The sequence below is a fragment of the Paenibacillus sp. FSL P2-0136 genome (genome assembly GCF_037975325.1).
GTDB lineage: Bacteria > Bacillota > Bacilli > Paenibacillales > Paenibacillaceae > Paenibacillus_AQ > Paenibacillus_AQ silagei.
Map to the genome: position 1 here is coordinate 4,214,307 of NZ_CP150244.1, position 26,011 is coordinate 4,240,317.

The window sequence follows — 26,011 nt, forward strand, 5'->3', positions numbered from 1 at the left end:
GCCATACAGGTGTCACAGTTGGTAGATTATGCTTGCTTGGAATACACCAATCCCACTATCCAGGAGGTACATTGTCATGATTTCGACCAGAATTGAAACGAAGGAAGCATTCCGCATCATTGGGTTCAAGGCCACCCTAAGTGAAGATGGAGCAGTGCACGATCCAGCGTATTCTCCGCTCAAAACGGCTTTTTTCAAAAGCACGCTGGAGAACGGCTCCATGGCCTCCCTGCGTCCCTTATCTGAGAGTCCCTACGGCTTCGCCGCCATTGCCCAGGAAGATGGAAAGATCCTGTATGTTGCAGGAGTTCAGTCGCCCAGGCCCCAGCCGGATGCAGCGGTTGAAGTGCTTTTTCCAGGAGGAGAGTATTTGGTGTTGTCAGGTCAGGGCGGGTTGTCGCGCCTTGCGTTTGACCGGCTGGAGGATGAGGCATTCGGTTCCATCCTGAACGATAATTATGAGTATGTGTATACCGGACACCCGATCGCGGAGGTACTAACCAATGGCAACTCAATGGATGCCGAAGTTGAAGTATGGGTGCCGGTGAAGAAGCGGTAGGCAAATTGAGGATTAAGCTTGAGGAAATAACATTGGGCTGTAGGTAGAAGCAGCTTCGTTACGTTGGAGCGTGTTGGATCAGCGGTACTCAGAATTTGAGGTGTGGCTGATCCAGCGCTCAACCATCTGCTCATATCTAGCGGCTTTCGCGCTGACCAGCCCAGTACGTTAAGGCGCAGGCGTATAGGATGATAAAGGAAATTATGCTTAGGACAACGGGGATAACAAAATTAATATTAAGCAGAGACGTCATATTTAGCTGCACTACGGATAACAGGATAACGAACAAGAAGCTTGCTGTAATCATAAAATTCGACCAGGCACGGCGGTAAGTTAAGTCTTCCCTAACCTGCTGCTTCCCTCTGCGCATTCTCCAATATTCATATATGAACAGAAGGATTCCTAACACCTGCATGATCGTAGGCATAAACACGATACTATAAGATTTATCTATATAGCGATCTACGGTCCAACTGCCGTTGAAATGGACCGGAAGCTGGTCAGGAATCAGATCATAGTTGCGCAGCACTGTTACAATACTAACCACAACAATAACAGCATGAATGAGGAACCAATGACTGGGCAGGCCAACATTTCCGTTCCGCAATCCTGGTTCCATGACCGATGATTCGGGAGCAGCAGGCAGCATAGGCAGTACGCTTTTCATTTTCAAATGATACCTAAAGTTAATAACCAGGGAGATTACGAGGATGGCTAGTGCATAGGAGATAATGACCCAACTGATTTGCCTCGAATGTTCATCGCTGTAGATTAGGCATAGGATGCCAACTATGAACAGGATGGTATGTAAAATTGCACTAATCCTAGCATACGACTTCCGCATCTGACGCAGCGGCTCACTGTGGAATTGGACAGCGTTGACGGTGACTCCGAAACTAATCGTCTCTTTTGTTAAATAAGGCATACTCACGATGAATACAATGGAAGGTACAAATACTAAGATAAAAATTATAACAGGCAGTATCATCATATCGTTCACCTCATTCTACATACGTATTATTTTACATAGTCCTCGAAAGTGATCTTATACTCAATAGAAGTTGAAGCCCTCAATTTCCGCATAATGCAATCCCCCTATGGTGTACGTGTCACATGCTAAGAAAGTTTCATCCGAGGCCTATCGGCAGCATACCTTCTTCGGTGTAATGCTTCAAGCTTTAAGATCTGGAGGCGTTAGAATTACTTCATGTATTAAATTCAATTGTCTTTCCCTCTCCTTTGTTGAAGAATCTGTGGAGTTATCAGTTAATACATTTGTTGCCTTTATTGCGTAATCACTGCTAACTAAAGCATGTCCTCTCATATGTCCTGTTGCAATGGCTTGGGCAAATGAACGTGCAGAATACTTGCTAACGTCTGATTTGGATTCTTTCGCCAATTCATTGACTACAAATCCAACTTTCCGTAAATCGGAGGCTCTAATGCTTCCGTCTATTCGTTTTTGTAAAGTTTCTATCCCTAAATGTATTCGTGAGTCATTTTTTAAATGGTCATCTAAGTAATCCAAGTACGGAGTTGCTACTTTTAAAGTCCATTGAGCAACTAACTTCTGCGGAATTTTTTCAAGAGCCTCTTCAATTTTATTGCGCAATTCGGTGTTATCTATAATTTTTATTTTAGGTTTACTATGCTTGAATTCTGTTTGTTCTTCTTTTAATTTTTGCTCATGTTTATTCCATGCGTAATCTTCTAATTTCACTGAATTCACTCCTATTAAACTACAAAAGTTTTGATTGGAAACGAAACCATAGCCTCAATTCCTTATTGTATTACAATCATAAGGTACCCGCAGCATCACAGCAATTCTTTAACCGATACCTGATACAACATATCATCTGCACAGAACAGCACAAGATCTTCCCGAAAATCTTGCGTGACTGGCACAAGCGGCTCGGATTTTTCATTCAGAAACTGTATCTTATGCCCTTTGGTCATGCTTGCTTTTTCATGTTTTTTGATATAATAGTCTCCGTGTTTGCCGTAACCGCCATCGAACAAGAAGTGATAACCATCTGTGCAGAACCCGGCCGAACCGGAAAGCTCAGGATTGATAAATGTGACCTTGGGCTGAGTGGGTCCGCCTGAGATACAGCCGAGCAAAAAGTCCGTATAATAGTAAAACCAGACCTCCTCTTCACGGACAACATTCAAAGCGTAACAATCGGCAATATCCGATACATGATCTTCGTATACTTTGTTGCCATGCTCATCCCAGGCCACCAGGCCGTGTTCACCGACAGGCTGATCCCACCCGTTGTTCCCGAACACGCCTTCGTCAAAATAACTGGTCCAGATGGTGCCTTTCTCCGTCACTTGAACATTCTGAATCCCGTCTCCAAGCAGGAACTCACGAACGGTACGTCCTGTATAATCACACACTTTGGCGTTCAGATCATATCTGCCTGCACCATAATACGAGCAGCGCGCTCCAACCAGCAGGAGATGTCTGCGAAGGGGCTGAACATAATGATAATTGAACTGCTGATCCGGAAATGTAATTTCATCGATATAATCTTTACTTTCTACCATCAGAACCTTGTAGGTATGCGGTTGCTGCAGAGCCGGTTGGACGAACATTCCTCGTTTCCGTTCCGGGATCTGGTTAATCAGCAGGACATATACGCAGCCATCTCCACCTAATTGAGCCGAGACGATCTTGAACCCTTTAGTATACATCGAAATATCTGCAAAAGGCTGCAGCGTCACTGTTTTATGAAACATGCCAATTCCTCCTTAAGAGCTGGTGTAAAACCATCCTCTGTTCTATTACCGTATTATGTCAGAGTAGATGGAACCAGAACATGGCGGAAGTATGGCGAAGCTATCTAAAGAGTGATCTTCAACATGCTGTTTGCTCCCTTTTGAAACTCGTACCGGGCCGTTATTTCTTCAGTTGAACAACCCTGTTGATGTAAGAAGGTGAGCAGCTCATCCAATTGACGATATCTCTCTCCTGAAAGGCTGACTAAAGGAAAAATCCGAATTTCCTGTTTGGTTACCCGAAGTAACTCTTGAATCGCCTTCCTATGGAAATCAAAATCCAGACGATCTGAATACATAAACAAAAAGTGTGCAGACAGTGTCATATCAAATTGCTTATTCTTGAATGGGAGCGAGGGCAATGCGGATGCAATGTAACGCTCGGGATGTTTTTTCATATCCTCTGCACAATCAGTTAAGGCGCGGGATCGATGTTGTTTCAGTTCGTCAACGGATTGGAAATAATCCCATACGTAGTTGGTTTGGGCACTTTCCATTTTGGTCATGGCGTGTTCCAAGTCTTTCAGGCCTTTTGTGTGAAGATCCTCATAATCATGAAAATAAGCGATATCCGTTGCCGTTACATCGGCACCCTGTTTATTCGCGTGCGCCGTGAACGAACATGCTCCAGCGGGGCAATCCAGAATGGACCGTCCCTTCAATTCCGCCTGTGTTAAGTTAAACATGGACATATATTCTTCAAATGTACGTCCAATAAACACGATACGGCTCAAATCCAACTTAACCTCTTTGCTCATCTCAGCTCACCTTTCCTCTGCTCATCTAATCTTACCCTGTCCTCATACAACAACACCTGTTCATCCGGCAGCTCTGCATAATGATGAAAATGCCCAAAGTACCATTTCCCATAATGCAGTTTGAACTTAATTTCGTTGAAATACGTATGTATTGGATCTGCTTCCACATTCGTATGATAGCGCCCTTTGATCCACTGAAGCGCATCATAGGAGCAAGTGTGCGTCAACACATAGTCCACTCTCCACTGGTTCTTTTCCAGATTGCGGATGCCTTCCTGGTATTCTTCCAGGCTTGGCATTTCGCGTTCCCACCAGGATACACCAGCCTTCCTGTACTCCTTGTCATGTGAAGCCGCCCCGCCAAAGGTGAAAAAGCTCTTGCCTTCAATCTCAAAGACTTGGCCGCGCATTAAATGAATGATACTAGGAGTAATGTGATGCACCCGACCGCCGTTCCATTCGGATACGGGATAGGATTCAAGCAGATCAAAGTTCTCATGATTCCCATCAATGAACAGGGTGGTCCATGGTTTCTCAGTCAGCCATTTTAGCCAAAAGCGATCCTCCGCATCATCTGCCCACAACAAGCCGAAATCCCCTACGATTATGACATAATCCTGCTTCGTCAGCGTCCTGCCTTCAGGGAAATTCCTTGAATTAAAACGGCTGGCCACACTGATGGAACCGTGAATGTCGCCTGTTATGTAGATCATAGAATGTGCCCCTTTCAGAGAGCGTTTGATTGGATCGCAAAAGCATATTTCTTCTCCTGCTTCTCCCAGATTGCATTTATGATAAAACCTCTAAATTCCTTTTTATCTTTTTCATAGTGAGAGCTTAAGTAAGAAGCGATGTGCGTGTCTAATTTGAAGCTATACACACCTTTCTTTGTAACATAGGGAACATCGGTGATTTCTTTGGATGTATATAAATAATCTCCATTAGCATCAAGTAATCCATCGCTTATGGAAAGTGTATCTGGCGGATTCGATCCAAAATCAATTGAAATCTCTTCGCCATTTTTCAAATATTGAATGTCTGAAGGTTTCTCTTCCTCGAACGCAAAGGAAAACGGTGAAGCTGTCTGATCGGATAAAGCAGCCTTTTGATCACTATTTAGAGTCGCATATTTAATATTCTCTTTGCCGCCAAGAATGGTAACGGTACTCTTAGGACTACCATCACAGCCGGTAAATGCTACAAGTAATGAACCTAAAAGCATACTCAATATTATTTTTTTACAGCGATTAATAAGGATCATCTCCTTCTTTATAGTCAACGCCAATGTCTGCCTGCCAGAATCATAGACAACACGCAGCTAATCGAAGCCAGCCCCATCCACAGCAATACGGAATAGGACATCCATACACTAATCATAGTGTAATTGTAGTTAACCAATAAAGGCCAGCCTAGCACCAATAGTAACAACAGTGCTCTGATAAGCAGGGTGACACGCGCCTTAATCTTTTGACGGCGAACCTCCTTCTCGTCCGTGGCGTATCCGCTTCTCCCTACCGCCAGCCGAATGAGCTTAAACACAATACCAATCGCAGTGAACACAACTAACAACGAAGCTATCCCATCCATTAGGATATAAGTGTCGTCATACTTGAAGGCCTTCATCGGCTGCCCTTGCATCTGGTCATAGATATTCTGGGCAATCAGCGTAGGTGCGGTAGAGTTCAGATTAGCCAGTACGAACACCCCCTCCTTACGTTCTGGATCGATGATCGCCTGGGAAGAATAATTCGGGTTGCTTCCACTATGACGGATCACCCGTGCTTCCGGGTCTTGGCTCCAGCCGAAGGCATAGATTAGATTCTCACTTTCTTGTCCCGCTGTACGAAGGTCAAGCTCATGCGATTGCTGGATTGCCTTCTGCAGATCATCCGGGATCGCACCGCTTCCCATCTGAGCGTTGACCCAGTGCTGCAAATCCTTCAGATGGGTCACCAGATACCCTGCGGCTATATTTCCGTAATATCTGGGAGCATCGTAGGCCATACTTTTGCCAAAAAACACCCGATAACCCTGTGCAAGCTTCTCCGGCTTCCATTCCTGTCCTGTCGAGAAATAGCTGTCGTTCATCCCCAGCGGCTTAAGGATCTGCTGCGTCACATATTCCTGATAGCTCATCTCTGTAACCCGTTCAATGACCGCTGCCAGAATATCGTAATTCACCGTTGCATACTGATAGGCACTGCCTGGATTAGTATCCAGCGCAAGGCTGGACATCTTATGTATGGTCGCTGCAAGCTGCTCCTTACCTGAACCTTCAGGGATCAGGCGGATGCTCCATGACGGTATTCCGCTGGTATGTGAGAGTAGCTGGTTAATGGTGATCTTACCCTTCTCCCCCTTATAGGTCGGAGCGAACTCTGGCAGATATTGCGAGACGTCATCGGTATAAGCCAAAGCCCCCTGATTCTGTAGCATAATCACAGCAAGCGCCGTAAACGCCTTAGTCGTTGAGCCTAGCTCAAAAAGCGACTCCGCTGTGACCTCCTTATCATGCGCCTTATCAGCGTAGCCGTAGGTTTGGAATTCGGTCTTACCGTCTCTGGCGGACAGGATCGCTATACCTGGAGTCGCTGTTTTGTCCATGATGCTCTGTACCATAGTGGACTCACTGTCAACCTTTCCTGAGGTCAAAAGCGTTCCAATCTCATGCCGGCATGCAGCCGCAGCAAGGATTAGGATTAGCAGCATGGCAATGCCTTTCAGCAGCATTTCTTTTCTCCGCGTTGTCTTCTTCATGATTAAGCTCCTTCAAGATCTGTCGTCTGGTTCAAGATGTACTTAACTAGTAAGACGTATTGATGCAGCCGTTCCCTGCAACGAGGGTAAATCCAAAAGCTTGCCTTGACCTTGAAGTATACTTCAACCCTTATAGTGAAATATAGTTAATGGTACACTTAAAAAACGGGCAAATATGCTTATAACGAGAGAGGTAAACTATGAGAAGTCAATTAAATCGAGAATTGTCGGGGATTCTATTCCTGATTCTAGCGCTTGGTACTTCTGTATTGATCGGGAAAGAAATGTCGTTCGCTGTACTAGCAATAATCGTACTTTTGGCACAATTAGGTATTTATACTTTTCACTCCAAAAAAAGAGGTAAACTGTTTTGGCTCTATGCTGTTGCCCTGGTAACCGAGATTTTATTCTTGGCCACTAATGAGTTTTGGATATTCGCACTTGCTATTCTACAGCTGATAGTAGCAGGGGTATGGAATGTGTTTTTTGCTGGTGATGTGCGTAAGAGCGGGAAGGTTTTTCTAATGGTTCGGAGAGTGCTGTACGTTATTCTCGCTTTAGTTGCTAGTGTGGTTTGGATCGTTAACATATATGTTCAGCCTATTACGAGGTCTGTTACTCTGCCTGCTGAATTAACTGCTGAAATCAACAATGACCAGCTTGATTCTTCAACCACCATGTTGGACAATATTGAAAAAATGAATTCCTTTGGCAGCCGTACAACGGGATCTGAAGGTCACAATCAGTTCATTGCATGGTTACAGCAGCAGGTGACGGATATGGGCCTTACTGTGTACCGTGATAAGTATACTTTTGATCGCTGGGAAGAGAAGAAAAGCTCTGTGATCGTTGACAACCAGGAAATTCATGTATCCTCTGCGTTTCCTTACTCAGGCGAGACCGATACAAATGGAGTTACCGGAGAGTTTGTCTACACCAAACCTGGTGAGTATGAGGAAGCCAAGGGCAAAATAGCCGTCGTAGAAATCAAGAACTTTAAGAATTTCCCCATGGCACTGGTGATGAATATACGCGAAAAATTTCGGGCACCAGGCGGTATTCCTTCAGATGAGGGCGATCTGGTCCTTACCACAGCTTTGAAGCATGCTAAATTGGACGAAGCCAAGGAACAGGGCGTCAAAGCAGTCATTATCGTCTGGGATGGTGTTTCAGATGAAAAGGCTGAGAAGCAATACCTCCCCTTCACCGAGCATTATTTCGGAATCCCGGCAGTTTGGGTCAATAAAACAGCTGGGCAGAAGGTAATCAACGCAGCTAAGGAACATAAGGCGGGCACAGTGATTTTGGAGGCAGAAAAACAGGAACATGCGCCGACCGAATCTTTTTATGTGAAAATTGAAGGAAAGAACAAAAAGGAATCGGTCATTGTAAATACGCATACCGATGGTGTGAATGTGGTAGAAGAAGACGGTGCGATTGGCATGCTCTCCATGATTCGTTACCTGCAGCAGCAGGAGCAGCCAGAACGGACTATGATCTTCACCTTCGTAACAGGACATTTCAGATTGCCCGAATTCAAAGGTACCTCGCAGGCAACCTCAACCTGGATGCAGGCTCACCCTGAGCTGTGGGATGGTAAAGATGGACATCTGAAAGCCGTGGCAGGACTCACTGTAGAGCATCTGGGCAGCTTAGAATGGAAGGACAATGCTTCCGGACAATATGGACCGACTGGTAAAATAAGTACAGAATTCACCTACGCAGGGAATGAAAGAATGGAAGCCATTTGGATGAAAGCTGTTGAAGATAGAAATAACACCCGGACCGTTATCCTGCGCGGACATAATAAGTTTCAATTCGGTGAGAGTCAGCCCCTGTTCAATGCCGGGATTCCAATGATTGGACTGATCCCCATGCCAGACTATCTGCTGGTAGATAGCACAAATAGAGAAATGGATAAATTCGATGTGAATCTGATGCACGAACAAGTCGGGTCTCTATTGAAAGCATTACAGCTTGTGGATCATACAGAGACTACAGAGCTGGGGACGGCAGATAAATATTCGTTTTTCTTTGGGCGGACGAAGTAGTTGAATGGTAACAGCTAACACCGAAAGCAAATTACAATGAGCGTAGTTATGGTATTATTATATTCGAGTTTTTGAGTCTATCAATCTTCTTATACCGGAGGGAAACATGGATATCACTGAATTTCAACAATGGGTTAGGGAATATTACAAGAATCGTAACTGGTCGGACTTAGATATATTTGTTCGTATTGGATTTCTTGCTGAAGAAACTGGGGAAGTCGCCCGCGCAATTCGTGCATTAGAGATTGGCAGGGATCGTCCAGACGAGGTTGCAGGCACATTTCAAGAGAATAAAGCTGAATTAACAGAAGAACTTGGAGATGTTCTAGGAAATCTCATTGTCATCGCCAATAAATATGATATATCGCTTGAAGATATCTTGATATCGCATAAGCAAAAGCTTCAGGCACGCTATTCAGAAAATTAAAATAAATAGGAGTAATACTTATACTAAGTGATGAATAACCGAAGCAGTTGATGCCTCGGTTATTCGCTGTGTAATTATGTCAATGGCAAGAGCAATACATGAATAACTTGTGATCCTAAACAAGATTTGGGATAATGAGCATAATCTAAGCCGCCCAAAAAAAGGAAGAAGGTATACACATGAAGCTTTGCGGAGTTTGTATTCTGACTGACAATGCGCCGCGCCTGGCTGCTTTTTATGAAATCGTGCTCAAGGAGTCTCCGGTTGTTGAAGGGCAGCATTATGGATTCGACAGCGCCCAGCTCGCGGTCTACAATCCAGGCCAAGTGAACGTGGTCAATGACAAGAATATGTCACTAATGTTCTATGTTCATGATGTCTTGGCTGAATATGACCGTCTGAAGCAAGCCATCCCCAAGCATCGGGATTACCTCTCCACCTGAGCGCAGACCGTGGGGCGCCTACTCCTTCTGGTTCCTTGACCCCGACGGCAATACGGTGAGCTTCATTGAGAAGAAGGATCTACCGTGATATACCAGTAAACACCGTACTTATCGACGACTTCAGCACAGCAGGAGCTCCAGGGAAGGGCGCCTAACGGAAATAACACCGTGCCGCCCTTCGCTAGCATTTCGTATGCCTTGTTCACTTCTTCTTCACGCTCAAAGTTAATCCCATAACTCATAGTTGGACGTGATCCCTCTAGTGATGATGAGAGCATAATTCTAACCAAGTTATCATTGTGTGATTCGCTGACAGCAAATACTTCTTGTCCATCTCTAAGTAATGATGCGTGCATAAATGTGCCATCCGGGAATCTCTCATGATAGCCCAGGGTAAGTCCAAAGGCTTCTGAATAAAATGCTACAGCTTCAGTGGTATTCTTAATGTATAAGGTTGCTCCTAGTTTCATGGTGTACTCTCCTCATAAATCACTTGGTTAGAGCCTTGATCGATTTTTATTTTTCTAAAAAAGGGGCTGTCCCAAAAGTAGATACTCTACTGGTGGGGAAAAATTCCATGCCTTCTTAAAGGATTAATTTGTAAGAAAGGGAGCGATTCTCCATTATTGGAGGATCGCTCCCTTGCGTTTCTGGTCATTCGCTGCTTGCTTCAGCAGGTTGTGAGCAAGCGAAAGCCAACCGACCTCTAGCGTCACTTTTTCCATGCCGCGAAGCAGAAAGCGCCGGAAGCCCCGGTTATTTTTTAATTGTCCAAATACACTTTCCGGCTCCGTCATTCGACGTACGGCCAATAGATAGCCTTCCTCGCTTCGGAGGATTTCTTTCGCCTGTTTCTGGTATCTAAGTCGCTCCAAACTGACTGCGATTTCCCGGTTTCCGCTTCCCTTCGTGCAGTTTTCTTTTAGCGGACAACCTCCGCAGCTTTGACTTTGGTAATGACGCTTCTTAATTTCGTATCCACTCTCTGTGGTTTCCTTGCTCTCTCGTTGGAAATACAGCGGGTGTCCAACTAAACACGTCCAGCGATCCTCGGATCCGTCGTAGGTCCAGTTCTCGATTTTTCCGACGTCGGCTTTCCAGGCTTTGCTCTTTTCTTTGTGGTAGGTGCTGTATTTCACGACGGCCTGTATCCCGCTCTTTTCCAGATAGGCGTAGTTTTCTTCACTTCCATAGCCGGCATCTGCAATGACCGTCTTTGGAAGTTTTCCGAGGAATTGCTTTGCTTTTGCCAGATGTGGTTCTAAACAGCGGGTGTCACCCGGTCTTTGATGTAGACTGTAGGTTAAAATAAATTGGTTTTCGGTCCCGATCTGTAGATTGTAACCTGGCTTCAGTTGGCCATTTCGCATGTGATCTTCTTTCATCCGCATAAACGTTGCCTCGGGATCGGTCTTGCTGAAACTGTTCCGGTCCCCAAGCAGCTTTTGATATTGTTCGTACTTCTGCAGTCGAGGGAGCAAATCCTTACGCAACTTCCCAACCGTCTTTTTTAGGGGCTTGTCTTTCGGTTTTTCGGCAAGCTGAGCTTCAAGCTTTTGCACGGCTTGTTCGAGTTTCTCACTGTCCATTTGCGAACCCGTGCTGAGTTCAGCCAGATCTTTGCCCTGATTCTCTTGTTCTTCCTGCTCTTCCGCTGCTTCAATGTCAGCGAATAGGGCCTGTACCTTATCTTGCAGTTTCGCTTTGTGTTTGCTGACCGCTTTGCTCCAGACAAAGGTGTAGCGATTGGCATTCGCTTCGATCTTAGTTCCGTCCACAAAATAATGCTCCAGAGACACGTAATTTTCGTCAGCCAGAAACTGAAGCACGGCGGTAAATACCGTTTCGAGGACCTTTCTCATCCGCTGGGAACGGAAGCGATTCAGCGTGCGGAAGTCGGGTCGCTGCCGTCCGGCCAGCCACATGAAGGGAATGTTCTCCCGGACCGCTTTGGCGATTTGGCGAGACGAATAGATTCGCTGAGTGTAAGCGTAGATGATGACTTTGGTGAGCATTTTAGGATGGTAGCTGTCACGGCCGCCGCCGGGATAGGCCGCGTCAAAAATGGCGTTGTCCAGCCGATTGACGGCGGCATTCACGACGCGAACGAGGTGATTTTCCGGGATATCTTCTTCCAGATCCATTGGCAAGCAAAGCTGGTCCATGGTATATTGAATGTACAAAAGAAACCTCTCCTTTGAAATGGTTGTGTGGTAACTCCATTTTAACAAAAGAGAGGTTTCTTTTTGTGATTTTAGAAAGATTTGAAGAAACTTTTCCCGCTTAAACAGCGGAGAGGACGGAACGATTGTGAAAAAGCGGCAGCGGTCGCCTTGGTCTCCGGATTTTCACCGCTAAGGGGAATGAAAAAAATCTGGAGACCACAGCGACCCAAACAACGGTCCGTTCGCGAAGCGTCCACCCAAGTGCTCACGTTGATCCTACTCCAAAATAAAGAGCTGTCCCAAGCAGCCATTTCATGGCTTTTGGGACAGCCCCTTTAAGTATTCGTAGTGCGATTATTTTTAGAGCGAACACTGCGAGTATTTTTGATTTGTTCCAAACACTTCTCATACTCTTCTGTTTTCTCAATAACTTTAATCCAATCGTCTTCCTGTAATGGACCTATGTATTTAGCATTTTCTATGTCTTCTCTATCAACAATTTTAGCTTGATTGATAACTATCCAGGATTTCTTCTTTAGAGGGATCTCTCTCCACTCTTCAATTCCCACCTTCCAGTAATCCCCCTTATGTCTTGGTGGATCATTCGGAGATGAACCTGTAATAGGCAAACAGTATACATCATCTTCATCAACGAATACGACAAGATTCGGCCTAAACTTTCCATCGGTTGGATCTTGTTCGTATTCGCGGTAAATTTCGTATATGTCTTTAGGTAGAATAAGCATTATTTCTTCTTGTACCCCTCTGCCCATGATACATGCTCAGGATTATTTCGATCCAATACTATCTTTCCATCTTTTCTAGGCAATCGTTTAGCGGTTTTAAGGAAAGACTTACTAATACCTTCAGATGTTTTATTCACTTTTGACTGATCTCCAGTAATTGCACCCATGTCTTTTTCCTCCTTATCCTTTTCTTCTTTATCCACATTCCCCACCTCCTAATATATACATATTAGAAGATATCGAATGCAGAGTCTGTCTGTTCTAACTGTCTTAAAATGATAGATTTGAAATCTATCAAAACAAGAAATTGTCTACACTTGTTCAAGATTGTCTTCGATTGTCTATAATTGTCCAGTAATTATAACACGTAATACCATAATAAACCATATGCCGAGCGTTAGTTCGTGAAAGATTGTATTATAGAATGTTCAAACTATTTCTCTAACTACCGAAGCTGCCTATGCCCCGGTTCCTTCACTGCTTATTTATGCCTTAGTGATTAGACTCCCTCTCGCCAAAAACCTCAATCATTATTAACGCACCTATTTTGTAGCCTTGGATAAAAGATAATGCCGAATGCAGCGAGCAGGATTCACTATGTAGCTCCAGCAGTTCCTCTACCTGATCAAAATCTGCTTCGGGTAGTCTCTCTTTAAGCATCTCTAATGAATCAATAATCCGCTGATTGATCCTTCGCGACTCAGGATCGTTTGGGTTCATCCGCTCATTGGGGCGCAAACTCCCATAATATAAATCCTCTAAAATAATGATTTTCAGGCCTCCTTTGAATGTGATGCGAATACTTGTGGACAATAGCGATCCTCTATACCAAGTTTACTTGATAAAGCGGGTATATATTGTTTTTTATGCAGTATTCGCATAGAATCACAACCTCAACAAAAACAAGACCATATGCCGATGTTTAAAGGAAATTAAATATATAGCTAGTGCGGCGCTTCATTAAGCTAACGGGCAGTTTAACGCAAAATTAATCAATGAAAAACGCGGACATGATCTGCCCGCGTTTTAAATATTCAGGAATTAGATGTCTTTAACGATACGCTTAGAGCGCAGCGATACTTGCTCCAATAACTCGTCTTCATCAATCGTGAGCAGTTGACGGCCTTGCATTAACACTTTTCCGTTAACGATGGTGGTGTCCACGTCAGCACCGTTAGCGCAGTATGCGAGCAGTGAATAGAGGTTGTGTATCGGCTGCAAGTGGGGTTTTCTCATATCAATCAAGATGATATCTGCCTTCTTCCCGATTTCGAGCGTGCCCACCTCATGGGCGATGCGGAGCAACTGCGCACTTCCAGCCGTCGCCATGCGAAGAGCATCCATTGCGGGAAGCTTCGTAGGGTCCCCGTAATCCAACTTTTGCAGCCATGTTGCTGCCCGGATCTCCTCGAACATATCTAATGTGGTGGCGCTGCCCGCTCCATCCGTGCCTAAGCCTATAGTAATCCCTTGCTCAGCCATATCCTTAATCGGTGCTATGCCGCAGCCAAGCTTGAGATTGCTTACTGGATTATGGGACACTCCGCCCCGCATACTCTTCAGATAACCGATATCACGGCGATTTAGATGCACGCTATGTGCGAGGAGCACATGCGCCTGTTCAAACAGACCGAGGTGATACAAATATTCGGTTGGGGTCTGATTGTACTTTTCCCGAATCTGAATAACTTCCTCTTTCGTTTCGGCCAAATGTGTATGTAACGGTATGTTCTCCTGCTCCGCTAATTCGATAAGCTCTCTAAATGGCTGCGGAGGAACAGTGTAAGGGGAATGCGGACCTAGCATGGTCGTGATTCTGCCTTCCGCTGCACCGCTCCAGTGACGAACAAGATCAAGCGCCTCGGACATTCGCCGCCCTCCGTCATTTTCGAGGAAGGTGAGCCCCCGTGTTAAAGAAGCCCGCATACCGGCCTCTTCTACCGCTGCCGCGATTTCATTCATGTGAATGTACATGTCGGCGAAGGTTGTCGTACCCGATTTAATCATTTCCGCCATCGCGAGCTTTGCTCCCCAATAAATATCCTCTGGAGTCATGCGTGCTTCAGCAGGGAGCATTTTCTGGTTCAACCAATCCATAAGCTTCAAATCGTCGGAAAATCCCCGCAATAAGCTCATAGACGAGTGTTGGTGGGCGTTGATCAGCCCGGGCATTGCAGCCATCCCCCCGCCATGAATGATCACATCTGCCCCAGTAGATATAATGGACTGAATGTCCGCTATGCGGTCCCCATCGATAAGAATATCCCCGATATAGGGTTCCTCGTTTCCGATGGTTAAGATGGTCGCGCCTTTGATTAACGTCTTCATCGTGACAGCCTCCTTTTCTAGGGTTTATACTAAACCTTGACGTTAAGTGAGGGTCAAGAACATAAAGGGGTCTAGCTCATGAAAATAAAAGAAGTCGCTGATATGCTGAAAATATCGCAGCGCGCGATTCGGTTTTACGAAGCCAAAGGTCTCATTGCTCCTTCCAAACAAGCTGACAATCAGTATCGGAGGTTTGACGAAGAAGATATTTGGCGCTTGCAGACGATCATTGCACTCAGGGAATCAGGAATGCCGGTTAGTGAGATTCGGACTGCACTGCTAGATATCGAAGCCCAAGGAAACAGTCAATTACGATATTTGTTGGAACTCCAGCGATCCGTCATGTTCACCAAGTGGGTCGAAATGCAGCAGATTATCGAGACAACAGACCAAATGATTGACACCCTCAAGAATGACCATACCCTTCCGCTTGACGACATTTACATTCTGGCGGAGGGTTCGAGAAGACTGAGAGAACAACGGACATGGAAGGATAAGTGGGGGTATGACCGCTTAGCCGGCGTTCACGATCAGTTGGTTCAAGAGGACACACGGAAATATGGGGACTATGATGAGGCGCTGCGGCTCGTTGTGAAGTGGGTCTCGCCCATCCTTGGTGATAGGGGTTTGGACATTGGAACGGGTACGGGAAATTTAGCCGGCCGACTCATCCATGAAGGTGCGGTGATGGCTGGAGTGGATCAGTCCAACGAAATGTTAAAGAAGTGCCAGCGCAAATTTCCAGAGATGGAGACCAAGCTTGGTAATTTCCTGGCACTTCCGTACCTTGACGGGAAATTTGATTTTATTGTTTCAAGCTTTGCCCTGCATCATCTGACGAGCGGCCAAATGCTACTCTCTATTCAGGAGATGCGCAGGGTATTAAAACCTCACGGACGGATCTGCATCGCGGATTTGATGATTGACGGGGAAGGAAGCACAGCGCATGAAGGTGATGAGGATTCTCTTCTGCTCCCCAAGCTCATTGATTTATTAGAGGATAGCGGATGCATCACGAAACACCTTAAAGTAAATCGATTGTTGCATGTTGTTTTAGCAGTACCTATCCGGTAAGCCAAAAAGCTTACCCCTGCGTCAAGGTTCACCGTATTGTAGGTGATTTACAACAACGCCCCTTTTTACCAAGCCACAACTCCATGCTCATCAAAAAAGCCGCCAGTTGGACCATCACTAGCTATTGTGGCAAGCTCCACTACAACGGAAGCTGCTTGTTCGACTGAACGATAGCCACTATGACCATTTAAATCGGTAGCTGTAAATCCAGGGCAAACGGAGTTGATTTTAATAGGAGAATCGCTTAATTCTTTAGCAAAGGAAACGGTTAAAGCATTTACAGCCGTTTTAGAACTATTGTAGGCGAGCGAATTTGCATTATAAAATTCCGACGTTGAGTCTGAATTCAAGGTTAAGGAACCTAATGCGCTGGAAAGATTAACGATTCTTCCGGCAGAAGAATTTCTGAGCAGTGGAAGCATTGCTTTAGTGACAGAAAATACACCGAAAACATTTGTCTCATACGTACTCTTGAGAACAGACAATTCCAGTTCAATTGGAGTGGTATTTTCTTCGAAAAACACGCCTGCATTATTAATCAAGATATCAAGCAATCCATACTCTTGCTCAATCCATTCTGCTGCGGAGAGAACGGAGCTGGGGTCCGTGACATCAAGAACCACTGTTTTAGCTGTGATTTTCTCCTTTTCCAATAACGTTACGGCCTCATGTCCTTTATTTTCGCTTCTTGCTCCTATTAAAATCTCATACCCCATAGTTCCCAATTGCCTTGCTGTCTCAAAACCGATACCTTTGTTTCCACCTGTAATTAATACGATCTTAGATTTATTCATGAAATTGCCTCCCTACATTCTTGTTTTAATACGGCTGCGTTTACCGCATGAGATAAGAATATCAAGGAGACGAATAATTTTCTTTGCCTACAAGCTCATTCTATTTGTTTATTTAGCTCATTTTCAAGCCCCTTTAGGCATCCTTCTTCAACCTCAGCTGCCGTCTAAACTCTGACGGTGGAAGTCCGAATCTTTCTTTGAATACTTTGGAAAAGTGAGCGATATTTTCGAATCCGGTCGAAAAACAGATATCCGTAACAGATAACGCTGTTTCCGCTAACAGTGCCTTGGCTTTATCCAGCCTTCGATTGCGAACCCATTTGAGCGGGGAGGTGTTGTATATTGCTTGAAAATCCCTTTTGAACGCCGCCAGGCTTCTGCCAGACAAATAGGCCAAGTCGTTAAGGGAAACGGGATTCATGAAGTTCTCCTCCATGATCTTTGTGATGCTGCCTCTGTCCTTGCTTATGGGTTGCATCATTTGATGCAACAAACGATCATTCGAATCTGCTATGTGAAACAGCAATTCCATCAGTTTCACACGAACCAGTCCTTCTTTGATGTCGTCAGGGTTCTCGAAATAGGGTTTTAACGACTCGATATAGCTTCCAATGCGGTCATTGATCGGAAAGACTGTTATCGGAACAACATCATTCACGGGATAAAGCGGGTTTAAACCGGCGAATTCGAGAAATTCATCTACTATCTTCTCGTTCAGGAAAAACATCATATAGTCGAGGATGTATTCGGAATCGGGTTCACCCGCTTTCTCGTACTCGACTCCCATCGATTTATGAATAAACATCATTTCGTTGCTCCGCATCGTATATTCTTGATCACCGAAGCGAACGGTATAGACACCCGACTTGACGATTAGCAGAAGATGATCCTGCAAAAAAAAGGTTCCTTTTATGCCTTGCGTGTAAAAGCAGATTTCGATAACGGACATCCCATCCAGCTTCAAGCTCCCTTTTTTATTCGGAAACTTTACCAGTTCATTAGGCACCTTGACCATTTTGCTTGATCTCATAGTCATGGACGTTCCGCCCTACTTGTACCTGCGATTGCTCTAGTTTCCATTTCTTAATCATCCTTTCGGTTATGCCAGTCTGCGCTTACGTTTCAACACTTATCCTTTTAGTATAACTGGAACCCGGCGAGAATACTTTGCTGAAAAGCTCAAACGACTTGTTCATTTAGCTCCAAACGAGCAAGTGCCATAATAGAATGAAAATAAAGGATTAGACTGTGAAAATGTGGGTATGTATTGTTATCACTAACCAGCACAAAAGGGGAGAAATAAAACATGGGAGTTTCTGTCTATTACACTTGTACGAGAAATCATAACCTTACGGGCAGTGAGGAGCAGGAGATCAGGGCCATCATTGATAAATACAATGCGGGTTTTGAAATGAAGGATATTGGAGAAACATTTTATGTTTATGACTATGATCAGGATGAACCAACGGTGATCTTTGCAGGTTCGACAAAGCTACCCCTTTCAGACAATTTTGAAGATACATTGCAGGCGCTGTTTTATTGGTTGGCCTGTTTGACGGATATTAGAAGAAGTATTTCTAGTGGGGATTGGCATGTGCATCTAGATGATACGGATGCTGTTTGGGATGAGGAGACGGGTTGGCAAATGCCAGAAGGTTAGTATTCTAAGGTGGGATATGGTGTTATTCCATTTACATTGCTTTCCTTTGATGATATTAGAAGACACTAAGAAATTTTTCCCTGATTTTGTTTATTTTATAGCTCCAACCTTTTCAAATCTTTTACAGGATACTATTCAAAATCTTGAAGACCATTGGTATGAAGAATGCCGATGAAAAACAAGAAACGCAAGTTGAACGAAAACAGCAGCAGTCTAAGACTTATCCAGTCTTATTCTGCTGCTGTTCCTTTTGATGACTTATTTTGGGTTAAACTACCGCCCCGCGTCTACACACATAGCACCTCATCCCCCAACCTTCTTCCTAAAACTAAACCGAGCCCCGCCCAGCTCCGAGCGGGAATAGGTCAGCTCCCCGTTCAATCGTGCCGCAATCTGGCGGCAGATAGCTAGCCCGAGACCTGTTACTCCGTTCGCTCCAGTGTAGAAACGCTCAAAGACCGCTTCCCGTTCCTCCTCCGCCAGCCCCGGGCCGTTATCCTCAATATGGATCGCCCACGATGCTCCAGGAACCTCCGGCTCCACCCGGATGACCACCTGATCCGCGGTATGTCTAACCGCATTCTGTAACAGATTGACCAGGATACGGAATAGCTGCTCGCCGGGAATCGTAGCTTGCAGGCTCTCGCCTTCCACGGTGAGCTTCAGGTCCCGCCGGTTGGCCTCGGGCATGAGCAGCATGGCGGCTTCTTCGGCCATGGTCCGCAGGTCAACGGTGGCGGCGGGCCAATGCTCATCAACGGCTTCCAGCCGGGAGAGTTGGAGCAGCTTGTCTACCATATCTATCAAGCGCTGCGATTGGTTGGTAATGACCTCCAGCCCCTCCTCCTGCGTGACCACCTGATCCTGAATGGCGAAGACGAAGCCGTGGATGGACATCAGGGGTGTTTTGAGCTCATGGGAGATATTCTGCAGGAATTCAATCTGGTTCCGCTGATGCTGCTGGATGCGCCCCGACATGGACTGGAAGGTGGTCATCAGCTCCCCGATCTCCGTCCGGTCCCCCTGCGGAAAAGGATTGCCCTGTGCATAGGAAGGCTCATATCGCCCAACGGCTTCCTTCAACCGGTTCAGCGGCCGCACCACCCGCGACACGGCGAACAGCCCGATAGCAAGAATCACAATAAAGCTGGCACCTATGGACAGCAAAGTGGTTCGCATCAGAGAGCCGTATAAGGCTCTAAGCGAGGACAGCGGCGAATAAATGAAGATTTCATCGGATAGCCCCCGCAGCTTTTCTTGGGCATAAAGGACCTTCCTGCCATGCAGGAGGGCAATGCCATTTTTCCCTGTAGGTGTGTAGTGCAGCTGCTTACCTTCCTCCTTCTCATCGCTGGCGTCTATGATCTTCTGATCCGCATCCAGAATCATATAGTCTGCGTTCATCATCAGGCCCTTAACAACATACTTGAACTTCGTGCTGTTCAGATTGGTGATGTCACCATCACTGAGCAGCTTCTGCGCCTTCCCTACTTGTTCGTGCAGTTCAGCCTTGACCTGATTCACCAGAATGTCGTCGATCAGACGCACGAATAGCATCACCGTGATCGCAACAGTGACCAGCATGGCAATGCAGAGCGAGAACAGCATTTTACCGCGAATGGTCCGCATGGCTACACCTTCCGCACGGATGCCCGGTATCCGAAGCCCCACACCGTATCAATCAGGAGCGTGGAGTGGTGCTCGGCGAGCTTTTTGCGGATTCGTTTGACCACATCATCTACCACCCGGACATCACCGAAAAAATCATATTCCCACACCTGCTGGATCAGATGCTCACGCCCGAAGGGCCGTTCCAGGTGAGAGGCCAGGAAGAGCAGCAGATCGAATTCCCGGGAGGTCAAACTCACTTCCTCTGTATTCACCTTCACTGTCCGGTAATCCGCGTCAATCTCCACATTCCCGGACTTACAGACTTGCTTCGCCGTTACCACCTGGGAGGTCTCCTCCGCAGCAGTATTGCCCGCTCTAGCCAGACGCAGCATAGACTTCACCCGGCCCACCAGCTCACGCGGATTGAACGGCTTACTCAGGAAGTCACTGCAGCCCAGCTCCAGCCCCTGAATCCGGTCACTCTCCTCGCCGCGTGCAGAGATCATAATAATAGGAAGCTCGGTGAAGGTGCGCAGTTCGGTGAGCAGTGCCAGACCGTCAATGCCGGGCATCATAATGTCGAGGATCAGGCAATCCAGGTGCTCTGTACGGACATGCTCAACCAGCGTGCGGCCATTCGAGAACGAAGTCACCTCGTACCCTTCCTTGCGCAAATATTCCGAGAGCAGCTGTAAAATGAACAGATCGTCGTCTACGACTACAATTTTCGCCATCACTTAATCCCCTCTACCGTCCTTAATCTAGCTCTATCATACAGGGTTATATAGGTAGATAAAAGACAGGACTCGTCATAAGCCCCGTCTTCCTCTTCTTCGAAAAAGATGTGGAGCTCTGTTCTTACATATCCGCAGACTGACCGTCACAACATGTCTCACTCTTCAATAGTATAAAACTAAAGGAGGAGTGATTATGACTCGATGGGTTAGCAGATTCCTCTCATGCTTACTGGCTGTTGCGGTTCTAACACTGGGCATCCATATCGCCGCAGCTTCTGCTGTCAGCAAAGTGTCCATTACATCCACGACGGTCACCAAATCCGGTATCAAGGTCCGGCCTTACACCAGTAACCCGGCATTATCCAAGGAGCAGAAAGACAAAGCATATCGTAATTACAAAAATCTGACACGTGTCGTGATGATAGAAAAGTATGTACTGTCCGGTCAAGGGACCAAGACAAAGATTGGCATTGGTGCAGGCTTCATGTTACCTGGCGGATACATTGTCACTAATAATCACGTGGCCCCCGCCAGCTATAATGGGAAGAAATTGCGCTTCCAAATTACTTTTTATGCGCAAAAATCGGACGGGTATCTGCTTGGCTCACTAGTGGCAACAGATCTCAAGGAAGACCTCTCCCTGCTGAAAATTGACGCTACAAAAATCCCCAAGACCTATCAAGACAGCTATTTCAAGGAGTTCAATCTTCAGCCGGCGGCAGGCGAAAAGGTGACGGTTATCGGGCACCCTACCAAGCCAACAGGAAATTTAGACACTGTGACTACCAAGAGGTCCCCCTGGACACCACTCTACGGAACATTCACCGCCGATGATGTGGCCGTTATCCGGAAATCGAAAAATACATCAACACCCGATGTGTACACCCACTCCATGGAATTCAATGTACAGACCTGGCCTGGAAATAGCGGCAGTGCTGTCATAGATTCGGGCGACAAAATAGTCGGCGTAATCTCCTCCACGATCCTCGGTGAACCCCGGTCCTTTGCCACCAGTTCGAAGCTTATCTTACAGTTCATAGAGAACAACCATTTGTCAGAAGCCATTTTTGGACACGCCGCTGATGGAGGTAAGAGTTAGTTAGATATATAGATCAAAAGCGGGACTCTTCATGAGCCCCGCCTTTTTGGGTTATAAGTATGTGGTTGCGGAAGACTGCAATGGATGCATTATTTCTTCTTTGGTGTCACGATGATCTTGCTGGCTGATTTGAAAGGTGTCACAGCTTTCGCTGCCGTTTTGTGTTTAGCATGTGCTGCTGTTCTCACTGCGGTTTTGTGCTTGGCATGTGCGGCTACTGTTTTTACTGTTGCTTTGTGTTTGGCAGCTACGGCTGTTTTTGCAGCAACTTTGTGTTTAACGGTTACGGCTGTCTTTGCTGCCACTTTGTGCTTGGCTGGGGTTGTAGCCTTGACCGGACTCTTAGTAGCTGCTGTACTCTTCACTGAAGTTACTGCTTTGGCAGGAGTTGAACCTTTTACAGGAGTGGAAGCTTTTAAAGGAATGGAAGCTTTTACTGAAGTTACCTTGGCTGGGGTTGAAGATTTCACTGCTGGTGCAGTCACCTTCACCTCTTTCACTGGTTTTACAACAGGGGCCGTTGCTGCGAATGCGCTCGTTGAGCCTCCCACTACACTTACTACTGCCAACACTGCGATTACTTTTCTTGTCCATTTGATCATCTCAATCACCTCTTCTTTGAAAGTATCTTCATCTTAGCAGGCGATTGCGGGAATTCTGTGGAACAAGTATGAGTAAAGTATATGAAAATGCTTGTGCGTGTCTAATGTCATTCATGGGGTTGCCAGCCTCAGACCGTTCATTACATAGGAACGAGCAACGTCTACGAGCACATCGGGCCGATTATTCTCCCCGGCATTTAACCAATAATGTGCAGCGCCATAGATGGCTGAACCGGTCATGGCCGCCATGATTTTGATATGATGAATGTCCGCCCCATGGCAGGTATCTCCCTTCATAAAAATGCTTTCTATGGTTTGCTGCAGCATTTTCTTTATTTTGTCATCGACCAGCTTAGCCATCGGATTGGAATCTATTCTGCAGATCCGGTAAAAATCTATGATGTATTGGTGCGTCATTATGATCAGCTGGTCACATATATCGTTCGTAAACTCCTGTGCATTCACCACTTGCTCTGGAATCCTCTCATGAAAAGCCTGTTCTGTGACTTCGTCCAGCAAAGCATATTTATCTTCAAAATGGGCATAAAAGGTGGCGCGGTTAATGGTTGCCTCCTGAGCGATGTCCTTGATGGTGATTGCATCAAAGCCTTTTCTCTGCAACAAATCTCTGAACGCTGTTCGAATTAACTGTCGTGTGCGCAACACCCTCGGATCTTCCTGATTTACCATCCCTATATCTCCTTGTTAAACATCAATATTCACAATATGTTGCCTATGCAACTTTCCTCTAACTCTGCCGGTTGAACTCTCAAGTCCGGAATATTATCATCTTATCAAACAGGTGTTGCTTAAACAATCTGTGAATAATACTTATTGTTTAATTTATGAGGAGGATCATCATGAAAGCTATTGCTTTGACAAGCTTTGGAATTCCCGAAGCGCTAGAGGAACTGGAAGTACCCGTTCCCGCACTCACCGGCACACAGGTTCTCGTCGAAATGCGCGCCTCATCCATCAATCCCGCAGATATTCTAATTCGCAGCGGCGAGATTCTTCAGAGTCCGATGGCCGATAAATTTCCGGATCAATTTCAATTGCCGCTTGTTCTTGGTAATGAAGTAGCCGGCATTGTTAAAGAGGTTGGCGGGAACGTGCGGCATTTCAAGCCGGGGGATCGTGTAATGGGTATGGTTCAGAGGGGTTCCTACATGGACTATGTTGCGGTGGAGGAGAATCTCCTTGCCGTCATTCCTGAGAGTCTGTCCTTCGAAGAGGCTGGCGCCGCGCCTACGGTTGCCCTGACCGCCTGGCAAGCGCTGTTTGAGCATGGCCATCTTCAACCGGGTCAACGTATTCTTGTTCAGGCAGGTGCAGGAGGCGTGGGACATGTGGCGGTCCAGTTGGCCAAGCAGCATGGAGCATATGTTATCGCAACCGCGAGGGACTATAATCATGATTTTGTCAAAAGACTCGGTGCTGACGAGGTGATCGATTATACGAAAACCGACTTCGCTACCCAAATCACAGTGCCTGTTGATTTCGTGTTGGATGCCGCTATGGACCCCGCCACTTTCGGTACCGGGTTACCGGGAGACATCGGAAGGAAGAACTACTCGGTCATCAAGGATGGCGGGACCTATATTTCAGTGGTGGCATTCGCGCTCAATCAATACCCGAAGGTCCGCGGCATTAACGCCTATTTCTTCCAGGCAAGAGCTAACCGTACCGATTTTGAATCCATTGTCCGCCAGATGCAAGAGAATAAATTGAATATCCATATCCATGAGGCTTATCCCTTCACTGCCCAAGGCCTGCTTCAGGCGTATCGCAAAAGCGAGGAGTCAACCAAACGGGGGAAAATCATCATATCGAAAAATCTTGGATAAATGCCATGCCTGCCGGGATGGGAATTTGTAATCTGCATGAAGAAAAAAGCTGTCCCAGAAGCCATGAAACGGCTGCTTGGGATAGCTCTTTATGCTGGAGTAGATTCGGCGTGAGCACTTGGGGGAGGGGGACGCTCCGATTCGGGCCTCAGGCCTACGTGTGTGCAAATGTATGCTGTTTTCCACATACATTCGCCCCACGCGCCTTCAGCGAGTCCATTGTATGCTGTTTTCCACATACATTCGCCCCACGCGCCTTCAGCGAGCCCATTGTATGCTGTTTTCCACATACATTCGCCCCACGCGCCTTCAGCGAGCCCATTGTATGCTGTTTTCCACATACATTCAGGCCTCAGGCCTGCGCGTCAGCAAATGTATAAAAGGAGCTGTCACTTTTGGGACAGCTTCTTTCCTATCTCATCCATCGCTCAATGATCGGCTGGCCGCTCAGGTGCAGCATGTCATGGTGATCTTCGCAGATGAGCCATTGAAGCTTTTTGGAGATCAGGTAATATTCATTGAGGTGGCATAATTCAGGGATCACCTGGAGAATCGTCGCCCTCTTCCCCTCATACAGCCACAGCTTATCATAACAGTCCTCCGCAATGAACCAGATGGAGTCATCTTGGATGATGTCTCTTAGTTTAGAATAATCTTTGGCTGTGAAGCTGGCGCTAAGCCGGGGTTCCTGCAGCCGGTTCCAGCCCCAGTGTAATCCCTGCGTATGATGGGTCTTCACCAGAAACCGTTCTTCAATCTCTCTCAAAATGCGTATCCACTTGTCTTTGCCGACTTCAAATAATCCGCACCGGTCCAGCTTCAGCGTCTTGATTAGTTCTTCGATCTCTGTTCGGACAGATAGGGGATTCACAGGTTCACCTCATTTTCCGTTACATAATGGAGTTCTCATCTGAATCACCTTATATTTGAACAACAGCGTAATCCCCAGATTCATCACAAAATGCACAAGCAGCGGGACCAGCAGATTATGCGTCTGCACATACACCCACCCGAAGACCAGACTTGGGATGGTGATGTTCAGCAGCATCAGCGGCTTAGTATAGTACTGGACATGCATTCCCACAAACAGCACCGTGGTGATTGCGATAGCGATCCAGGGGTTGGGGAAGTTCAACTGGAGGACATTCTGAATGATCCCCCGGAACAGCAGCTCCTCAAATAACGCACCGGCAAAAGTGAAGGCAAGGATTGCCGCGAGTGAATAGTTCTGATAGCTCTTATTCGTCTCGTCAATGTAGCTGGCAGGCGTAAGCAGGGTCAGGAAAATTCCGAATAACAAAAGGCTGATTGTTGGAAGGACAACGTAACTTGCCAATTGCAGCGGATTTTGAAAGGATAACAGGTCCTGAAGGGTCAGGACATCGTAGATGACCAAGGCGAATAGTACGGCTGCACTAATGAGAGCGAAGGCGAAAAAGACCAGAACAGCGTCTTTGGGATTGAATTCTTTTTTGGCTGGCGGCGTTTGGGTTGGATGGTTCATGACTTTCCTCTCTTCTCTCTTCTTGAATGACTATGTAAGTGACAATCTTTAAAGGCTAAGATAACATA

General features: G+C 46.2%; 29 protein-coding genes. 8 read left to right on the forward strand and 21 right to left on the reverse strand.

The features are described 5' to 3' along the window. Positions 1-76: 76 nt before the first annotated feature. The gene (locus NYE26_RS17830; RefSeq protein WP_339249113.1) at positions 77-559 is read left to right on the forward strand and encodes an effector binding domain-containing protein; all 483 of its coding nucleotides are present in this window, start codon (positions 77-79) and stop codon (positions 557-559) included. 136 nt (positions 560-695) lie between these two features. Here the strand turns inward: NYE26_RS17830 and NYE26_RS17835 are convergent, their stop codons facing one another. The 7 genes from NYE26_RS17835 to NYE26_RS17865 form a co-directional block, all read right to left on the reverse strand. Continuing rightward, on the reverse strand, positions 696-1,550 hold the full coding sequence (locus NYE26_RS17835) for a DUF1648 domain-containing protein (RefSeq protein ID WP_339249114.1): 855 nt from the start codon (positions 1,548-1,550) through the stop codon (positions 696-698). Positions 1,551-1,730: 180 nt separating this feature from the next. Beyond that, entirely contained in the window at positions 1,731-2,279 is a 549-nt protein-coding gene (locus NYE26_RS17840; protein WP_339249115.1) for a putative immunity protein, read from the reverse strand. A 95-nt stretch (positions 2,280-2,374) separates the two neighbouring features. After that, positions 2,375-3,301, reverse strand: a complete 927-nt coding sequence (locus NYE26_RS17845) for a hypothetical protein (RefSeq protein WP_339249116.1) — start codon at positions 3,299-3,301, stop codon at positions 2,375-2,377. A gap of 104 nt (positions 3,302-3,405) precedes the next feature. Next, entirely contained in the window at positions 3,406-4,098 is a 693-nt protein-coding gene (locus NYE26_RS17850) for an SAM-dependent methyltransferase (protein ID WP_339249117.1), read from the reverse strand. Next, complete coding sequence (locus NYE26_RS17855) at positions 4,095-4,811, reverse strand: metallophosphoesterase family protein (RefSeq protein WP_339249118.1); 717 nt, start codon at positions 4,809-4,811, stop codon at positions 4,095-4,097. The genes NYE26_RS17850 and NYE26_RS17855 overlap by 4 nt, the downstream gene beginning before the upstream one ends. Positions 4,812-4,825: 14 nt before the next feature. Beyond that, positions 4,826-5,326: a hypothetical protein gene (locus NYE26_RS17860; RefSeq protein ID WP_339249119.1), complete on the reverse strand. Its 501-nt coding sequence runs from the start codon at positions 5,324-5,326 to the stop codon at positions 4,826-4,828. A 47-nt stretch (positions 5,327-5,373) separates the two neighbouring features. After that, positions 5,374-6,855, reverse strand: coding sequence for a serine hydrolase domain-containing protein (locus NYE26_RS17865; protein ID WP_339249120.1), 1,482 nt, complete (start codon positions 6,853-6,855; stop codon positions 5,374-5,376). Between the two features lie 200 nt (positions 6,856-7,055). Between NYE26_RS17865 and NYE26_RS17870 the strand changes: the two genes are divergently transcribed. The 3 genes from NYE26_RS17870 to NYE26_RS17880 all read left to right on the forward strand — a co-directional run bounded on the left by NYE26_RS17870 (position 7,056) and on the right by NYE26_RS17880 (position 9,776). Continuing rightward, positions 7,056-8,906, forward strand: coding sequence for a M28 family peptidase (locus tag NYE26_RS17870; protein ID WP_339249121.1), 1,851 nt, complete (start codon positions 7,056-7,058; stop codon positions 8,904-8,906). A 106-nt stretch (positions 8,907-9,012) separates the two neighbouring features. Then, positions 9,013-9,333: a MazG-like family protein gene (locus NYE26_RS17875; protein WP_036733455.1), complete on the forward strand. Its 321-nt coding sequence runs from the start codon at positions 9,013-9,015 to the stop codon at positions 9,331-9,333. A 179-nt stretch (positions 9,334-9,512) separates the two neighbouring features. Further along, a complete protein-coding gene (locus tag NYE26_RS17880) occupies positions 9,513-9,776 on the forward strand; it encodes a hypothetical protein (RefSeq protein WP_339249122.1) in 264 nt (87 codons plus the stop codon). A 62-nt stretch (positions 9,777-9,838) separates the two neighbouring features. On the opposite strand, the gene NYE26_RS17885 is transcribed toward NYE26_RS17880, so the two are convergent. From NYE26_RS17885 to NYE26_RS17910, 6 genes are all read right to left on the reverse strand, one after another. Further along, on the reverse strand, positions 9,839-10,246 hold the full coding sequence (locus NYE26_RS17885; RefSeq protein ID WP_339249123.1) for a VOC family protein: 408 nt from the start codon (positions 10,244-10,246) through the stop codon (positions 9,839-9,841). Between the two features lie 153 nt (positions 10,247-10,399). After that, positions 10,400-11,959 (reverse strand): IS1182 family transposase, encoded by a 1,560-nt coding sequence (locus NYE26_RS17890; protein WP_339249124.1) that lies wholly within the window; start codon positions 11,957-11,959, stop codon positions 10,400-10,402. A gap of 317 nt (positions 11,960-12,276) precedes the next feature. Next, positions 12,277-12,714 (reverse strand): type II toxin-antitoxin system PemK/MazF family toxin, encoded by a 438-nt coding sequence (locus NYE26_RS17895; protein ID WP_339249125.1) that lies wholly within the window; start codon positions 12,712-12,714, stop codon positions 12,277-12,279. After that, positions 12,687-12,890, reverse strand: a complete 204-nt coding sequence (locus NYE26_RS17900) for a hypothetical protein (protein ID WP_339249126.1) — start codon at positions 12,888-12,890, stop codon at positions 12,687-12,689. Before NYE26_RS17900 ends, NYE26_RS17895 begins: the two co-directional genes overlap by 28 nt. Positions 12,891-13,179: 289 nt before the next feature. After that, positions 13,180-13,500: a DUF6809 family protein gene (locus tag NYE26_RS17905; protein WP_339249127.1), complete on the reverse strand. Its 321-nt coding sequence runs from the start codon at positions 13,498-13,500 to the stop codon at positions 13,180-13,182. 228 nt (positions 13,501-13,728) lie between these two features. Further along, positions 13,729-15,015, reverse strand: a complete 1,287-nt coding sequence (locus NYE26_RS17910) for an amidohydrolase (RefSeq protein ID WP_339249128.1) — start codon at positions 15,013-15,015, stop codon at positions 13,729-13,731. 78 nt (positions 15,016-15,093) lie between these two features. Between NYE26_RS17910 and NYE26_RS17915 the strand changes: the two genes are divergently transcribed. Continuing rightward, the gene (locus NYE26_RS17915) at positions 15,094-16,089 is read left to right on the forward strand and encodes a MerR family transcriptional regulator (protein ID WP_339249129.1); all 996 of its coding nucleotides are present in this window, start codon (positions 15,094-15,096) and stop codon (positions 16,087-16,089) included. Between the two features lie 65 nt (positions 16,090-16,154). Here the strand turns inward: NYE26_RS17915 and NYE26_RS17920 are convergent, their stop codons facing one another. Together NYE26_RS17920 and NYE26_RS17925 are read right to left on the reverse strand one after the other, a co-directional pair. Continuing rightward, the gene (locus NYE26_RS17920; protein ID WP_339249130.1) at positions 16,155-16,883 is read right to left on the reverse strand and encodes an SDR family oxidoreductase; all 729 of its coding nucleotides are present in this window, start codon (positions 16,881-16,883) and stop codon (positions 16,155-16,157) included. Between the two features lie 133 nt (positions 16,884-17,016). Continuing rightward, positions 17,017-17,919 (reverse strand): AraC family transcriptional regulator, encoded by a 903-nt coding sequence (locus NYE26_RS17925; RefSeq protein WP_339249131.1) that lies wholly within the window; start codon positions 17,917-17,919, stop codon positions 17,017-17,019. 270 nt (positions 17,920-18,189) lie between these two features. Here NYE26_RS17925 and NYE26_RS17930 point away from each other — a divergent pair, with 270 nt between their 5' ends. Next, positions 18,190-18,543 carry a hypothetical protein gene (locus NYE26_RS17930; RefSeq protein ID WP_339249132.1) on the forward strand — a complete coding sequence of 118 codons (354 nt, stop codon included), beginning with the start codon at positions 18,190-18,192 and terminating at the stop codon, positions 18,541-18,543. 303 nt (positions 18,544-18,846) lie between these two features. Here NYE26_RS17930 and NYE26_RS17935 read toward each other — a convergent pair whose 3' ends face one another. Further along, the gene (locus NYE26_RS17935; protein ID WP_339249133.1) at positions 18,847-20,172 is read right to left on the reverse strand and encodes a HAMP domain-containing sensor histidine kinase; all 1,326 of its coding nucleotides are present in this window, start codon (positions 20,170-20,172) and stop codon (positions 18,847-18,849) included. A gap of 2 nt (positions 20,173-20,174) precedes the next feature. Then, on the reverse strand, positions 20,175-20,888 hold the full coding sequence (locus tag NYE26_RS17940; RefSeq protein ID WP_339249134.1) for a response regulator transcription factor: 714 nt from the start codon (positions 20,886-20,888) through the stop codon (positions 20,175-20,177). A gap of 196 nt (positions 20,889-21,084) precedes the next feature. On the opposite strand from NYE26_RS17940, the gene NYE26_RS17945 reads away from it, so the two are divergent. Beyond that, a complete protein-coding gene (locus NYE26_RS17945; RefSeq protein ID WP_339249135.1) occupies positions 21,085-21,990 on the forward strand; it encodes a serine protease in 906 nt (301 codons plus the stop codon). An 89-nt stretch (positions 21,991-22,079) separates the two neighbouring features. On the opposite strand, the gene NYE26_RS17950 is transcribed toward NYE26_RS17945, so the two are convergent. Together NYE26_RS17950 and NYE26_RS17955 are read right to left on the reverse strand one after the other, a co-directional pair. Continuing rightward, on the reverse strand, positions 22,080-22,592 hold the full coding sequence (locus NYE26_RS17950) for a hypothetical protein (protein ID WP_339249136.1): 513 nt from the start codon (positions 22,590-22,592) through the stop codon (positions 22,080-22,082). A 111-nt stretch (positions 22,593-22,703) separates the two neighbouring features. After that, positions 22,704-23,282: a TetR/AcrR family transcriptional regulator gene (locus NYE26_RS17955; RefSeq protein WP_339249137.1), complete on the reverse strand. Its 579-nt coding sequence runs from the start codon at positions 23,280-23,282 to the stop codon at positions 22,704-22,706. Positions 23,283-23,452: 170 nt separating this feature from the next. Between NYE26_RS17955 and NYE26_RS17960 the strand changes: the two genes are divergently transcribed. After that, positions 23,453-24,439 (forward strand): NADP-dependent oxidoreductase, encoded by a 987-nt coding sequence (locus NYE26_RS17960; protein WP_339249138.1) that lies wholly within the window; start codon positions 23,453-23,455, stop codon positions 24,437-24,439. Positions 24,440-24,851: 412 nt separating this feature from the next. Here NYE26_RS17960 and NYE26_RS17965 read toward each other — a convergent pair whose 3' ends face one another. Then, positions 24,852-25,310, reverse strand: coding sequence for a DUF6756 family protein (locus NYE26_RS17965; RefSeq protein WP_339249140.1), 459 nt, complete (start codon positions 25,308-25,310; stop codon positions 24,852-24,854). A gap of 9 nt (positions 25,311-25,319) precedes the next feature. Further along, the gene (locus tag NYE26_RS17970) at positions 25,320-25,943 is read right to left on the reverse strand and encodes a CPBP family intramembrane glutamic endopeptidase (RefSeq protein WP_339249142.1); all 624 of its coding nucleotides are present in this window, start codon (positions 25,941-25,943) and stop codon (positions 25,320-25,322) included. Between the last annotated feature and the right edge of the window lie 68 nt (positions 25,944-26,011).